The organism is Dyadobacter sp. HNCC25DJ184 (assembly GCF_056895215.1).
Map to the genome: position 1 here is coordinate 166,474 of NZ_JBXHAQ010000007.1, position 14,972 is coordinate 181,445.

14 protein-coding genes are annotated in these 14,972 nt (G+C 42.7%); 3 read left to right on the forward strand and 11 right to left on the reverse strand.

Annotated features, from left to right (window positions below):
• The first annotated feature begins 35 nt into the window (after positions 1–35).
• On the forward strand, positions 36–494 hold the full coding sequence (locus tag AC1XUD_RS12760) for an RDD family protein (RefSeq protein WP_483361392.1): 459 nt from the start codon (positions 36–38) through the stop codon (positions 492–494).
• Positions 478–846 carry a DUF2752 domain-containing protein gene (locus AC1XUD_RS12765; RefSeq protein ID WP_483361393.1) on the forward strand — a complete coding sequence of 123 codons (369 nt, stop codon included), beginning with the start codon at positions 478–480 and terminating at the stop codon, positions 844–846. The genes AC1XUD_RS12760 and AC1XUD_RS12765 overlap by 17 nt, the downstream gene beginning before the upstream one ends.
• Positions 847–851: 5 nt before the next feature.
• Here AC1XUD_RS12765 and AC1XUD_RS12770 read toward each other — a convergent pair whose 3' ends face one another.
• The 11 genes from AC1XUD_RS12770 to AC1XUD_RS12820 form a co-directional block, all read right to left on the reverse strand.
• Positions 852–1,454, reverse strand: a complete 603-nt coding sequence (locus AC1XUD_RS12770; protein WP_483361394.1) for a hypothetical protein — start codon at positions 1,452–1,454, stop codon at positions 852–854.
• Between the two features lie 296 nt (positions 1,455–1,750).
• Positions 1,751–3,073: a DEAD/DEAH box helicase gene (locus AC1XUD_RS12775; protein ID WP_483361395.1), complete on the reverse strand. Its 1,323-nt coding sequence runs from the start codon at positions 3,071–3,073 to the stop codon at positions 1,751–1,753.
• Positions 3,074–3,173: 100 nt separating this feature from the next.
• The gene (locus AC1XUD_RS12780; RefSeq protein ID WP_483361396.1) at positions 3,174–4,196 is read right to left on the reverse strand and encodes an aldo/keto reductase; all 1,023 of its coding nucleotides are present in this window, start codon (positions 4,194–4,196) and stop codon (positions 3,174–3,176) included.
• 158 nt (positions 4,197–4,354) lie between these two features.
• Positions 4,355–4,735, reverse strand: coding sequence for a co-chaperone GroES (locus AC1XUD_RS12785; protein WP_483361397.1), 381 nt, complete (start codon positions 4,733–4,735; stop codon positions 4,355–4,357).
• A gap of 155 nt (positions 4,736–4,890) precedes the next feature.
• Positions 4,891–6,360 (reverse strand): MBOAT family O-acyltransferase, encoded by a 1,470-nt coding sequence (locus AC1XUD_RS12790; RefSeq protein WP_483361398.1) that lies wholly within the window; start codon positions 6,358–6,360, stop codon positions 4,891–4,893.
• 89 nt (positions 6,361–6,449) lie between these two features.
• A complete protein-coding gene (locus AC1XUD_RS12795) occupies positions 6,450–8,144 on the reverse strand; it encodes a hypothetical protein (protein ID WP_483361399.1) in 1,695 nt (564 codons plus the stop codon).
• Complete coding sequence (locus AC1XUD_RS12800) at positions 8,134–9,501, reverse strand: DUF6056 family protein (RefSeq protein ID WP_483361400.1); 1,368 nt, start codon at positions 9,499–9,501, stop codon at positions 8,134–8,136. Before AC1XUD_RS12800 ends, AC1XUD_RS12795 begins: the two co-directional genes overlap by 11 nt.
• Positions 9,502–9,684: 183 nt before the next feature.
• Positions 9,685–10,635: a glycosyltransferase family 2 protein gene (locus AC1XUD_RS12805; RefSeq protein ID WP_483361401.1), complete on the reverse strand. Its 951-nt coding sequence runs from the start codon at positions 10,633–10,635 to the stop codon at positions 9,685–9,687.
• A gap of 141 nt (positions 10,636–10,776) precedes the next feature.
• Positions 10,777–11,688, reverse strand: coding sequence for a DMT family transporter (locus tag AC1XUD_RS12810; protein WP_483361402.1), 912 nt, complete (start codon positions 11,686–11,688; stop codon positions 10,777–10,779).
• A 4-nt stretch (positions 11,689–11,692) separates the two neighbouring features.
• A complete protein-coding gene (locus AC1XUD_RS12815) occupies positions 11,693–12,769 on the reverse strand; it encodes an LptF/LptG family permease (protein ID WP_483361403.1) in 1,077 nt (358 codons plus the stop codon).
• Between the two features lie 13 nt (positions 12,770–12,782).
• A complete protein-coding gene (locus tag AC1XUD_RS12820) occupies positions 12,783–13,445 on the reverse strand; it encodes a metal-dependent transcriptional regulator (RefSeq protein ID WP_483361404.1) in 663 nt (220 codons plus the stop codon).
• 148 nt (positions 13,446–13,593) lie between these two features.
• On the opposite strand from AC1XUD_RS12820, the gene AC1XUD_RS12825 reads away from it, so the two are divergent.
• Positions 13,594–14,946 carry an Nramp family divalent metal transporter gene (locus tag AC1XUD_RS12825; RefSeq protein WP_483361405.1) on the forward strand — a complete coding sequence of 451 codons (1,353 nt, stop codon included), beginning with the start codon at positions 13,594–13,596 and terminating at the stop codon, positions 14,944–14,946.
• Positions 14,947–14,972 lie beyond the last annotated feature (26 nt).

Genomic DNA, 14,972 nt, shown 5'->3' on the forward strand with positions numbered 1-14,972 from the left:
TCAATCTCGGTATTTCACTACTTAAACCATCTCCAATGCAGAATGTTATTTTCGCCGGTGTTGGCAACAGACTTGTTGCCCAAATAATTGATGCGCTTCTCCTTGGCTTTGTGATGTCCATCCTTCTTGTTCCGATTTTCGGCATCGGGTTCTTTTCTTCCTACAGTCGTGACATGACCGATGAAGGTGCCTTCGCGGCACTGGCTGGCCTGGCAATCCTACCAATTATCTTGATCGGCGTAGCTGCACCGGTAATATATGAAGCATTTATGCTCAGCTCTGCCAAGCAAGCTACTGTTGGCAAAATGATCATGAAAATAAAGGTAGTAGATGAACAAGGTCAAAGGCTCACTTTTGGTGCAGCGATTGGAAGATCGCTCATTAAATATGTGAGTTCCAATGTATGTATACTTCTTTGGTTATGGCCCCTTTTTAACAACACCGAACAGGCATTGCATGACCTTATTGTGAAAGATTATGTTATCCGCGAATAATTTTCGGGTCATACGCGCTGTGACACTAATAATCCTGGCAGCCGTTACGACCTTATTTTATTTTTCCAATAATTCATTATGGCCCATTCCATGCCTGTTTCGTATTATAACAGGGTGGGATTGCTGGGGATGCGGTGGTCAACACGCATTCCACGAGTTGCTCCATGGACATTGGGCTACGGCTTTTAAGCTAAATGCGCTGGTATTTCCGGTGGTAATAATATTCGGATATATACTTATGGTTGAAGTTTTTACGACCACTCCATCTTATCAAATTTTCCGGAAAAAAAATATCCAAATAACAGCGCTGGTGCTATTATTTGGATATACCTTTTTGAGAAATATTATTTAAGATCTTTAAACCTCATCATCCTTTTTCGAATCGATAGCGTAATGCTTATTGCTGTCGTCGGCAACGGACCATTTGTAAATGACCTCCTGAAAACGCAGGTCGCGAACCACCGGCTCAATATCTTTCAAGAATGCCTGTTGATTCTTTTTGGGCTCAAACATGCTCCCTGTGATCACCAGAATCTCCTTTGATGCTCCTGAGAGCTCGATATCAATATTCTGTTGTTTTAAAACTTCCTGTTTTGATTCGACATATGCTTTTCTTAAAGTTGGAAAGCCTTTTTGTTGCGCTTGTATCATCAAGCCTTTGAATTTCTGAGATTCCGCCTTTATGGATTTGTCTTTATTGTGACTGGCTTGCTGATATAACGTAGTGTTGGCCTTGAACCAGGCTAACCGGGAGGCGATATCGGGCCGTGTAATGTCACTACGCAAATCCTGCTGAACATCGCTTATCGCATTTTCAAGAAACAGGTTCACATTTTTGTTAGATACTTCATCGGTTTCTGAAGGTCGGATATAGTACCAGATTATCCCAGCCGTCCCGCAGGCCAATATCAGGTATAAGAAGTATTGAAATATATGTCGTCCTCTTGATTTCGTTTCCATCTGAGTGCTTGTTTGTTTTCTTTTAACAAGTAATCAAACACCGTGCCAGAGAGGGCAGAATGCTTTGCGGAAGGCTAATATCTCTAAAAAGGGTTAACGGTCAACAGGTTAACGAGGCTGCTTCCCGAAGTTCGTGTGTTGTTCTTTTATACTTTGCTATTAATCGTGGTGGCAAATGCAGCCTTAAATTTATACAATGTGTTTGAATTCATGGCGCCGTTACCCCTTCACTTTTTCCCCAAAAACACTTTGCCAACCTTTCCTCCCTTTCGTCCCTCCTCCGTACCCCCTTCTTCCTATTTGGCAATTTCTATCTTATATTTCTTCCCCTTCATTTTCTCCTCTCGGATATTGGCAAGTAACGCTTTCACTTTTGATTTGTTCACTGCCGCAAATGAAGCGGTATCTTTTACTTCTATTAATCCTAAGTCCTGTTTTTCAAGTTTTCCCTTTTGTAAAAGGAAACCGACGATATCCATTTTGCTCAACTTGCTTTTCTTGCCACCACTGATATATATCGTCACCATATTGGGTGTGGGCGGTGGAGTGGATTTGGATGGCAAATTCAGAATCCTGGGCTTGGGACTGATATAATCGGGCAACCTCTCCGTATCGCTTGCCAGAATGTAGGCAGTTCCTTCTGCGTGCATTCGAGCAGTACGACCATTTCGGTGGGTAAACTCGTCGCCTTTCATAGGTAGCTCAAAATGGATAACATGTTTAACGCCAGGAATATCCAATCCTCTCGCTGCCAAATCTGTGGCAGCAATATAGTAAACCGAACCATTTCGGAAACGGATCAATGTACGTTCGCGATCTTCCTGCTCTAATTTGCCATGGAAAAACGCGCAATCAATTCCTTCATCTTTCAATGCCAGACTGATCAGTTCAGCAGAATCTCTTTGGTTACAGAATATCATCGTCGATTCCGCGCCTAACACACCCAGCAACCGGATCAACGCATCCATTTTCTTCCCCGATTCGAAAAGTACCTGAACTAAAGTCAATCCAGTCGTTTGATTCTGATTGGTTATGAAATCGATCTCGACCGGATTTTTCACTTTTATAAAAGGCGGGATTTTAGGCCCGGCAGTAGCAGAAACCAATATCCGCTTTTTGATATTCCGAAGATTGTTAGAAATCTCCGTCATCTCTTCCTGAAACCCGAGTTCCAGCGATTTATCAAACTCATCCAAAACCAGCGTTGATATAATCCTGTAAGAAAATGACTGGCGATGCATATGATCCAGAAGTCGCCCCGGTGTCCCTATTAAAAGTGCAGGTGGCTCTGTCAAACTTCTGATTTCCGTTTGCATGTCATGACCTCCATAACAGCACGTAACCTTAAAACCAGTGGCCATTTTCCGCCACACCTGTTCAATTTGCAAAGCCAGCTCACGCGTGGGCACAATGACCAAACATTGAACCTGATCAACCTCCTTCGACAAAAGCGAGGCAATGGGCAAAAGAAACGCAAGTGTTTTACCCGAGCCCGTGGGGGCAAGTAACAATACTTCCGGGTTTTCCTGAATGGCAACATTAGCTTGCTCCTGCATTTCATTTAACGCAGTAATCCCCAGTCCCGAAAGGATGGACGAAATATTTTCCTGATTTGACATGCGGCAAAGGTAAGGGGTTGTATATTGGAAACCGACATAATGCAAAAAACCTCCGATCCTTTTGATAACCGGAGGTTTAAAAACTCAAATATTATTGCGATTACTGCGGCAATCGATCTCTGCCCTGTCGCTTCAACATCCATGCAGGATATTCCTCAGTCAGCGCGCTCACTGCTTCCAGTTTTGCAAGGTCATCATCGGTGAGCACCAATTCGGTTGCTGCTATATTGTCAACCAATTGCTCAGGTCGTTTCGCTCCTATAATCAAACTCGTTACCGGTTTTTGGTGTAAGACCCAAGCCAATGCTACGCGAGCAACGGAAACTCCGTGCGCCTCGGCAATCGGCTCCATTACTTCGATGATATCATATGCACGCTCCTTATCAATTGGAGGAAAATCAAATTGATCGCGGCGATTGTCCCCTTTTGTCTCGTTCTTTCTTGTAAACTTTCCTGACAAAAAACCTCCTGCAAGCGGGCTCCATGGCATCAGTGCCAGATTCTGATCTTTCATCAGCGGAACTAATTCACGCTCCAGATCACGACCGCCGATGGAATAATAATGCTGACAGGCTACGAATTTTGTCCAGCCGTTTTTCTCAGCAATCCCATTGGCCTTCATGATCTGCCATGCTGCATGGTTACTAATACCCAGGTATCGAACCTTTCCTGATCGCACCAGATCCTCCAACCCGCGCATTGTTTCTTCCAAAGAAGTAAACTCATCGACGCCGTGAATATAGAGTAGGTCGATATGATCCGTCCCCAAACGCACCAGGCTTTCGTTTACCGAATCCATCATATGCAATCGGGATAGACCAATTTGATTGGCACCCGCCGCCATCCGGCCTCTTACTTTGGTAGCGATAAAAACATCGCTTCTTTTGATGCCCAACTCTTTGATTGCACCACCCAACATTTCTTCCGATTTGCCGTAAGAATATACATTGGCAGTATCATAAAAGTTAATACCTTTCTCCCACGCCGTTTTAATCAGCTCTGTTGCGTCGTCCTGTTGTAGTTTTCCAATTGCTTCCCAATATCCATCTCCTCCAAAAGTCATGGTACCGAAACAGAGTTCCGAAACCAACACACCGGTATTACCAAGAAATTTGTACTTCATGTGTATGCAGAATAAGGTAAAAAATGAAAATTAAAACGCTATGGACGCGATGGTTTTCGCAAGGGGCACTATGAAACAACAAACGAATGGCCTCCCCGACCAACTCGCGAAAACACAAGATAGGAATTCAACTCTCCCCATTGCGTCCTACGGAACATTTATTCAAACAGATCCTCGAACCTGTCCAACATCAGAATAGACGACTGCGGGACGATCACATATTTTTCGCCATCGTATTCCAATTCAATGGCGTTACGCTGGAGATAAATTGCCAGATCACCTTCCTTGGCCTGTAATGGCATATACTTCACTTTCTCTTCTGATTCCTTCCACGGCTCATCCTCAGCAGAAGATGGAATAGGATATCCGGGACCAACCTTGATGACATATCCGCTCTGAACCTGTTCTTTTTCCGTAACGGTTGGTGGCAAAAACAGCCCACTATTGGTTCGCTCATTTGGATTTTTGGGGCGGATCAAAACGCGATCACCTACCACAATAAGACTTCTTAATCGATTGTCAGATGTAACTTCGTACATAGTAATTTAATGAATTCGGCTGACAGCTGTCAGCTGTCGAAAGGAATTTTAATGTAATCAATTTATACTCTTTGTTTCCGCTCGATTTCAGTAGAGAAAGACACATCTCCCAATCAACGGTGCACTTCTTAACACAAAAAACAGTTGAAACGTTTTTAAAACTGGAAGTAAATAAACTGATTCTCATTAACCACGCCAAGGAAATAGGTCAGAAAAGCGGTTATTGAAAAAAGCACTACAAAAAAGGTTGTGTTTTGGGTAGGAATTTTCTGCCAGAATCGCTCCTTCACCATTAAAAAAATAATCAGAAAAACACAGAAGTACATTTCCAGGTTACTGAATGGGGAATGCAGCGGTTGATTCAGGGATAGCGTAAAAATCTTGCCGATTATCTCAAAAGCACGGCTCACCGGCGCAGTTGAATTCCTGAAGAAAATCCATGCAAATGTGACGAGTAAAAAGGTCACTACTACGTTCAAATATTTGGTGAATGCATTCTGAGGAAAGGAAATCCCGGCAGCTTTCAACCACTTGTCGCGTAGGGAAGCTGTGATCTGATATGTACCGTGAAGACCGCCCCATATCACGAAATTCCAGGTAGGCCCATGCCATAAACCACTGACCATGAAGACGATAAACTGGTTGAAATATTTACGGTATTCTCCTTTCCGGTTTCCGCCCAAGGGTATATACAAGTAGTCCCTGAACCAAGTCGATAGAGAGATATGCCACCTTCCCCAAAATTCCGATATGGATTTTGATTCATATGGAGAGCGAAAATTGTCCATTAGGGTAAAGCCCATCACCCTGGCCGAACCGATGGCAATGTCCGAATAACCGGAAAAGTCACAATATATCTGAAAGGCATAAAATATTGTAGCCACGGCCAATGTCAGCCCGTTATGACTTGAATGGATATCATATGCGCTATCCACAACGACCGTCAGGCGATCTGCAATGACCATTTTCTTGAAAAACCCGAAAGCCATTTGCATTAAGCCAGCCTTCACTTGTTCAAAATCATATTTGAAATACGTATGAAATTGAAAAAGCATATTCTGCGGTCGCTCAATTGGTCCGGCCACGAGCTGCGGATAAAACATCACATACAGGGCATATATCCCAAAATTGGTTTCCGGTTTTTGATTGCCACGATATACTTCAATTGTGTAGCTCATTGCCTGAAAGGTGTGAAACGAAAGACCGATTGGCAATATCACCTTACCAGCTCCATTGACCATCCATTCGGCTATTTGTTGCGGGATCAGCCTTTCCAAAGGCGGAACTATACTTCTTAAACCACCTAAATGAAATAGCTGGTTGATCGAATCGCCTAAAAAGTCGTAATATTTAAAAAAGGCAAGAATACCAATATTGGAAATCAGGCTAATGACAAGCAAAAGCTTTCTTTGCTTCTGATTTTTAGCCTGAGCAATCCATATCCCCGCGTAATAGTCAATGACGATGGTGGCAAACAGTATCAGTATAAAAACTGGCTTGAACACCATATAAAAGTAGCAACTAGCTCCCAACAGGAGCATCCAGCGACCACGCCACGACAGGCTGAAATACGCCAGCGTGATGACAATGAAAAAAACTAAAAATTGTATCGAATTAAAAAGCATTATATCAGATATACTCGCTGTTTACTATTTAAGTCAGAAGAAAGTGGCATCCCGTTTGTCATTGAAATGACTGACATACTTCAACCGATTCATTCAATCACCACCGTTTGGCCGCTACGGTCAATAGAAGATCCATTACCAGAAACTGTCCAAATCCCGATCGCATACTCCCCTGCTCTGATTGTGCCCTTCGGGCATGACGCCGTTGAATCATCCTCCATCACAAAAAACAGATATTTATTTTCCTGAGACTCTAATACGATATACCTCACTGTCGCCGGATCCGTATTTGTTATTGGTTTCACGATAAGAATGTCGCTGAAATCGTGAATCTGCACCTTTGCCGAAACAGGTAATCCGGTCAGGGATATATTAGTTTCACCTTTGGCAATCAGCGGTTCGGGGTAGGAATAAATATCCAAACCATCTGCTTTTCTCAAAGTGGTTTCCAGCATATTCTCGAAAGCGCTGTTTTTAGTCGCCCCCAAACCTACTCCATTTGTCTTTTGATTAAAAGCAAAAGCTGTCCGAGTCATTTTTATATACTTGATCACCGGCATGTAGTTGACAAAGGTAGACAGCCATACCCCAATTGAAACCACCAGTGAAAACAGGAAATAGGGAAGTTGGTATCTGGCTACAAATACCTGAATAACAACGATATAAGCGACAGAAGTCATCACAGACGGATACATTTTATAGGTACTGCCGAGGATAATATGAGGATCAAATCTCGTGCGGAACACGACAACGAGCAGCATACTGATCATGACATACATAAATGTTCCGAGCCAAAAGGCGTTCCAGCGATTGTCGGCATTTTGAATAAAAGGCAATTTCCGAAATTTGTTTTTAATCAATACCGGTATTCGACTTCCCCAAAACGGCGACGACGATAAAATACCGATAAACCAAATGATAAAAACCGCGAACAAAACAAAGCCAGTCGCCATTGGGATGAGCGCCCGTTTTGCAAACACAGCATGCGGAAAGATGTCAAAATCACCACCCAGCATTACGAAGAAAGCGAGAAATGTTTTGAAGGGATATTGGGCTATATATGCAAATGCTTTGTCGTTCCCCTGAACAAAGTCCTGCCCATGAAAATATAAAAATATCGCGATGACGGCCGCTATTGTCCATATCACAGTTTCCTTCCAGCGCTCCTGAAACAGCAGCATGACGATTGCAGATGGCCATACCATCATGCCGTTGCCCATACTAAATGTGTCGAGATAGGCGATTGAAATGGCGATGATAAAAAACCGGGAGCTGTGTTTCGACAAAAAGTAAAAACTGGCCGCAGAAAGCATAATCACCATTTGGTACTGCATAGACATGATCGTCATGAAGATACCGTTGTATGACTGGAAATTAAAGATAAAGAAAGCAACAGGAGCCAGCATATACCATTTCCCACCTTGACGAAGATATCCGCGAGCGATGAAACTGAACAAAAACAGCAAACTTAGATTGCCACAAAAAGATAAAACCCTGAAATTCAGATGACCTGAGAAAAGATATTGGATCAGGACGATCAGTCGGGCTGTGAGAACACGGTGTTCATTATTCGGCAGAATGATTGCTTTCCATTTGTCGACCCAATTAGAACTTCCCAGAAAATTGATCAGAAAATAAGGTATGTTCTCAACATCATCAAACCATGGGATATTGATACTATATTTTACTGAAACCCAGTAAAAAACAACGATCACCACCAGCGGCAGCAGGCCAACAATTTGATAGAATTTGAGATTTTTACTGTTTTCCAATTTACTTAACATGCTGCTCAATCACATAAACCGTATCTTTTCCATAATAACCGGCCAGACATTTATTCCACCAGTGTGTTTTGTCAGTTTTGATATCATCGACAAATAAAGTCTGCGGCTTGACGCTAAGCGCCGGCAAATAGACAACCCTTTCTCTGGACGTTTTAAGAAGGTTATAACGTTCATAATTCTCTTTATCAAATGCGGCCGCGCGACCTTTCAGTATATCAGAATACAAGACTTTGACATTATTACTTTGATAAAAAGATAAAGTCACCGAAAGTACAGCGATTCCGCAAATCAGGGCAAAACGGCCTTTCGGCAGAGTGAGAACGTATCCATATTTCGAATTGAAATAATGAAAGATAACTCCGGAAACATAAAACCAGCCAATCAGGAAAAAGAAATAAACGCAATTGATAACTCGTGGAGTTGGTTCGATTCCGACGCCATAATAAGACGGAAATAATTGGGCTGATTCGACGCCGATGAAAAGCAATACCGCAAACCAAACCGGAATGGAGAAATAGTTGCGGGCACCCTTCGATAGCCTGGAAAGCACAACCAGCCAGAGGATTGTAAAGAATAACAAAGGGGTCGTGAAAACCCAGTCATATACAAGTATACCCAGTTTTTGGAAAGACGAAACCAAAGAAAATGTGAAGTTTCCTCCTAATGGGTTACCACCGATTCGAGCCGCATTGCCTGGTGATGCAAAAAAGATATAGCACGAAATGACCGCAGTGGCCAGCATTGCAATCATAAATCCATCGAAACGGCGATGAAAAACGATCATATAAAAACACCAGGCCAGGATCAGCAGCATGATTACGATCAGGTTCGTTTCGCTGCAACCGATGATGGCGAATATCAAAAAACCACTCAGAATAGAGCCAAACCATTTGGCTGGCTGAGTATCCTGGCGATACCAACGCAAAATGAGCACTATCCAAAGGAGCGTGAGGATATTAGGAATAGTATAAGTCACAAAGGCCGCCATCCAATAAAACGCCTCGACTATACTCGCCATTTTAATAACGAACATAAAGAAGATGATCCCCGCAAAACCAAGATGTGCCAATTTGGAAAGTGTCGGCGTCAGATGGCGGAACAAGTTATAAAGCGCGAAAATAAAAGCACTTAACAGCAAGATAGGCAACACTTTAAACCCAATAACCGAATGAAAAAGCAAAGGATTGGAGTGATTCAGGAATATTCCAAAATACCGACCGGTCCAGCCTGAGTAGTAGAAGTTCATAGCCTCTAACCAGCTGTATTTAAAAACTGTATCAATATAGCAATAATCGTCCGCTATGGAAGGGTGATTATAGTATGACAAAACCAAAAGTGGCGCAAGCACCACTGCCATGAGCAACAGGTTTATCCAATTTCCAAGTATTCTATATTTTTTATAAATCTGATTCATTAATTGGTATTCAAATTAATTTGTTTGGTTGTGAAATATCCATTGGGTGGTTTTAGACCATCCTCGGCGGGGCCAGTTGCCTTCCCTATTCACTTGCAATATGCGATCTTAAACCATCAACGATCGTCAATGGTCAGTAATCTTCTCAATAATATACCTCGGGCGGCCTTTCACTTCCTCGTATATCTTGCCAATATATTCTCCTATGAGCCCCAGTGCCATCATATTAGAGCCGCTAAAGAAAGTTATTGGGAGCATGGTCGAAGTCCAGCCGGGAACGGTATACCCAAACAGATACGAGAAAAGGATATAGCCAACAATGGCCATCGCTATCAAAAAGTTGAGAAAGCCAAAGTAAAGCACCAGACGCATCGGGAAAGTCGAAAACGACGTAATACCGTTCCAGGCAAAAAGCATCATTTTACCCAATGGATATTTGGATTCACCGGCCAGCCTCTCTTTACGGCTATAAAAAACCTTTTCGTTTTTAAACCCAATTAGTGGTACAACCCCTCGCAGGAAAAGATTGATTTCGCGAAAACTGCCCAATTCCTGCAACACCCGACGGTCCATGAGCCGGAAATCAGCATGGTTGAACACTACCGGCACCCCCATTTTTTGCATGATCACATAAAAGCTTTCAGCAGAAATACGCTTGAACCAGCTATCCGAAGTACGATCAGAACGAACGCCATATACTACGCTTGCACCCTCGCGGTACTTCTCGATCATGCCAGTAATGGCGTGAATATCATCCTGTAAATCGGCGTCGATTGTTACGAAGCAGTCAAAATGATCAACATTGCTTTCCAAACCGGCCATGATTGCACTCTGGTGGCCAAAATTTCTGGAGAGCTTAACTCCGATTATATTTTCATCTGTGGCAGACAGTTCATCAATTATTTCCCACGTCCGGTCCCGACTTCCGTCGTTGACCAGGCAAATTTTACTATCCTGAGAAATAATCCCTTTTGACTTGATATCATCATAGTAAGTGCGAAGTGTGGTATAAGTTAATTTCAGAACCGCTTCCTCATTGTAGCATGGAATAACCAGTAACAGGCGGGGAGAATTCATTTATGGTTTGGTTTGTTTAATGGCAAAAATAGCAGATATACCTTATTGATTTGAGTTTTAGGAAAACTGAATGGCTTAATAAATGAGTTTGAGGGGCGCCAGAATGAAACATGTTAACGAATTTTGAATATACGTAAATATTCAATCCCGCACCTTATTTCTTTGATAGTAAAGGGCTTGATTCAAAAACGGATACAGTATTACGGCCAGCAGGATCATCACCATTCCCCAATAAAACCCTTCCGTCATTTTCTCTTTTTCTCCAAAAATGAGTACCGCCAGTATAATTCCGTAGACCGGCTCAAGGTTGATCGTCAGGTTTATGAGATATGCTGAAAACTCTTTCATCAGCTGCACGGCCATGGAACTGGCGTAAACTGTGCAGACCAAAGCCAGAAACAATATCCATATCCAATCGTCAGGTTTTGGCAGAAAACCGGAAGAAGGCAACCAATGCAACTGCTCTGCGACAAAATTGGCGATGAGCGAAAAGCAACTCGCACCCACCATTTCATAAAAAGTGATGGCAAAAGCATCGTTACGTTGTACCAGCTTGCTATTGGCAACCGTGAAAATTGCAGCAAGTAAGGCTGACATCAGAGCTAGAGTCAGTCCAAGTGCGTGGTCAAACTCAAATTTGAAAACCATGTACAAACCCGCAAACGCCAATATCCCCAAACCCACCTCCAGCATTCGTATCGGTTTGCGATGTACCAAAGGCTCGATCAAACTAGTCCAGAGCGATGTAGTAGCCATCCCGGCGAGGCACACTGACGCGGTACTTACACGTGCAGATGCGAAAAACAGAATCCAGTGAGAGGATAAAATAATGCCGATCAACAGCATTTTTATCATATCCCGTTGGGATACAGCGAATGATTTTTTTCGAACCAACAATACCACGGCGAGGCCGATAGCCGCAAAGAAAGTTCTGTAAAAAACCAGTACAATTGGCGAAATGGAGACGAAAAGGCCCACAATCGCGGTGAATCCCCATATTAATACCAAAAAATGAAGATGAAGATATGAGCGTAGCTTGCCTGCCTGTATCATCGGACTATCTCGGTAAAGTTTTATAAAGAATGACCCCGATGCACGAGAACACGATATTGGGCAACCAAACTGCAAACAAGGTGTTGATAGTTCCCGCTTCAGCGACACCTTTCGACAAAAGGAAAAAGAGGATATATATAAAGGCCAGCATAAATCCGAGGGCGATTTGCCAACCTACGCCTCTCCGGCTTTTACGAGCCGAAACGATTACACCAATTGCGGTCAAAATCATGATGGCAAAAGGCTGGGTAAAACGTATGTATTTCTCGATCAGATATACCTCCAGACCGTCAGCCCCGCGACTTTTAAGTAGGTCAATATAGTTGTTAAGCTCTGATAATGTAAAAGTTTCGTACAGGTTATAATCGCTTTCAAAATCCTTGGGCGACAAATTAATCGTCGTATCGCGATCTTTTGGAAAGGTGATTTTCTCCCCTAAACTATCGAGCGTTCTGATCTGGATATTCTGTAAAAGCCATTTTTTCTTTTCCGGTTGCCAGACGATCTTATCTGCAGATAACTTTTGCAGGAGTTTATTTCCTTTGATCGTCTCCATGGTAAACTTGTTGCCGGTCTTGCTAGAGGTATTATAGCTTTCCAGATAGGCGTATACATCGTCCGAGATCGTTATATGTACATTGCGCCCGCTAAAAGAAAATTCGTTCTTCACATATTTCTTCTCAAAGTCATTTCGCACCTTATTGGCGATGGGCAGCACCCAACCCACCTGTATAAAAGTGACTGTACCCAATATCATCGCTCCGACCATATAGGGAAGCAACATCCGCACAAAACTGATCCCGCTGCTCAGCATGGCTATAATCTCGGTACGGGCCGCGATACGGGACGTAAAGAAAACCGTCGCGATAAATACCATCAACGGACTGATATAGTTGATCCAGTAAGGGATGAGATTCAGATAATAATCGAAAATGATCGCTTTGATCGGCGCCTTCTTTTCCAAAAAATCGTCCACTTTTTCTGTATAGTCGATCATACAGATAATCAGTACGATTACAAACGCTACAAAAAAATATGTGATCAGGAAGTTTTTGATCAGGTAACGATCTAATATTTTCATGGGCTGGCGGGTCTCAACAACGTTGGACCAGTAAATTTTTTGAGACTTCCATACTGATAAACAACGTCTGATCGCCGTTCACCTGTACAGAGGCCGATTTATCGTATTCATTAACTTCTTTCACTTCCAGCACACACCCAAGGGTTATTCCGGAGCGATCCAGATGCTGAAGAAATGACGGAGCATGGTCAAGAACCCCCATCATCAACACTTTTTCGCCCATATTAACATCAATCAAAGCTCGATAATCAGGATCCTGAAGGTTTCCCTTCGAATCGGGAATGGGATCTCCATGAGGGTCGAATCGAGGATGACTTAAGAATGCATCCAGCTTTTCTACCAATATATCTGATTGAATATGTTCCAATTCCTCTGCAATATCATGCACCTCGTCCCATCCAAATCCCAGTTTCTCAACCAAAAAAACCTCCCATAACCGATGTTTCCGGATAACACTTATAGCTACCTTTTCTCCTGATTCTGTGAGTGTTACACCTTGATATTTTTTATAATTGATCAACCCTTTATCGGCCAGCTTACGTAGCATATCCGTAACAGAGGCGGCCCTGGTCGACGTACTTTCGGCCAGCGCATTAGTACTTACTTCCTGGGCATCTCGACCGGAAAGCGCATGAATAATTTTGAGGTAATTTTCTTCTGTGAACGAATTCTGCATAGTCAATATAAAGGCACTTAGCCTAATAACGGCAAAAGTACAATTTACAATCAAGAATTAAAAAAATTTAGACTAACCTAAAAATATATTTTAACTTTTATTATCTTTGGTTTCAGTAAATCGAATTCAAGAATACACACATATCAAAATGTCAAACCATATCATTTCGAATAAAACGATTGATGCAAATTTGAACCCGGAACATCACCGGATCAATTCACTTCCTGAAGTACATTCCAGTATTAGTATTCCTGAGGGGGCCGGGTTTTGGAAAAAAATGATGGCGTTTACGGGGCCAGGACTCATGGTGGCCGTTGGGTATATCGACCCGGGTAACTGGGCGACCGATATAGAAGGAGGATCCCGATTTGGATATACTTTACTTTCTGTTATCCTGATCTCCAACCTGTTTGCAATGCTATTACAGCATCTGGCCTTGAAATTGGGTATTGCTACGGGCCGCGATCTTGCTCAAGCTTGTCGTGATCAATATTCGAAACCTACTTCACTTATTCTTTGGGGATTATCAGAGATCGCGATCGCTGCTACCGATCTGGCTGAGGTGATAGGCTCGGCAATAGCGCTTAATCTTTTATTCCATATTCCTCTACCAGTTGGTGTTGTCCTGACCGCCTTCGATGTTCTGATCGTATTATATTTCCAGCAAAAGGGATTTCGGATTATTGAAAGTATTGTGGCCGGTCTTATGGGTACGATATTACTTTGCTTTATATATGAAATGTTCGTCTCCCATCCATCTGTATCTGCGATTGTCGGTGGTCTTTTACCAAAACCGGAAATCGTTACTAATCCGAGTATGCTTTATATTGCCATCGGAATTTTAGGCGCGACAGTGATGCCGCATAATTTATATCTGCATTCAAGTATAGTCCAGACCAGGGCTTTTAAACGTACTGATGCCGGCAAAAAAGACGCCATCAAATTTGCCACCATTGACTCGACAGTCTCTTTAGGTATCGCATTCTTTATCAACGCTTCCATATTGATTCTGGCGGCTGCCGCTTTCCATAAAAACGGCCATTTTGAAATTGCTGATATTACCGACGCATATCATTTACTCGACCCCGTTCTGGGTGTCGGACTAGCGAGTACTTTTTTTGCATTGGCTTTGCTGGCTTCCGGTCAAAGTTCTACACTTACAGGGACACTGGCCGGCCAGATTGTGATGGAGGGCTTTTTAAACATACGTCTAAAACCGTGGCTGAGAAGACTCATTACCAGAGGTATAGCCATATTACCTGCCCTTGTTGTGTCCTATGTGTATGGAGAAAGAGGCACGGCGGAACTATTGGTTCTAAGTCAGGTTATTCTGTCTTTACAGCTCAGTTTTGCGGTTGTGCCACTGGTTCTTTTTACTTCCAACAAAAAACTGATGGGGAGATTTGTCAATTCAAAAACTATTCAAATAATAAGCTGGGCAATTTCAATCGTCATAATTTGCCTGAACGGTTACTTGCTTTCCAATACTTTATTCAATTGACGGGCAGTAAATAAATTAAAATTGCG